The following is a 605-nucleotide window of genomic DNA, read 5'->3' as shown; positions in this document are numbered from 1 at the left end:
GGTGATCCGGTTACCGCAGAGGATTTCGCTTATAGTATGCGTCGTTTGGTCGATCCAAATACAGCGTCCCCTTATTCAAGCTATTTGGTTGATGCCAAAGTAAAAGGCGCTGATCAAATCGTCGCGGGCGCTGCTGGTACTGAGACGCTAGGCGTAGAAGCCATCGACGATAAGACGCTACAAGTGACACTAACAGAACCAGTACCGTACTTCCCCGATATGCTGATTCATAACTCAGTCAAACCAGTACATCAAAAGACCGTCGAAGAGTTTGGCGATAAGTGGACAGACCCTACTAATATCGTAGTCAATGGTCCTTATACAGTCAGTAAATGGCAGATCAATGACGAGCTGGTGCTGTCGCGTAATTCTGAGTATTATGATGACGCCAATACTACGCTTGATACGATTACTATGTTACCGATTCCCTCTAGCGTGACTGATGTATCGCGCTATCAAGCAGGTGAGGTTGATGTAACCTATAATGAGATTCCAACCGAGCAGTTTAACTCTTTGCAAACAGATTATGGAAAAGAGCTGAGAGTATCGCCTTACCTTTGTACTTACTATTATGAATTTAATACCGTAAAACCGCCTTTCGATGA

The 605-nt window shown here is 44.5% G+C and carries 1 protein-coding gene; it reads left to right on the top strand.

Going from position 1 to position 605, the window contains the following annotated elements:
• Nucleotides 1–36: 36 nt before the first annotated feature.
• Nucleotides 37–605 (top strand): ABC transporter substrate-binding protein (locus ACS8FD_RS22430; protein ID WP_439277486.1); only part of this gene is annotated, 569 nt, incomplete at its 3' end.

It is taken from the genome of Psychrobacter sp. 1U2 (genome assembly GCF_051847575.1).
Note: the sequence above shows the minus strand (reverse complement) of the source record. Positions and strands in the feature narration are given on the sequence as shown.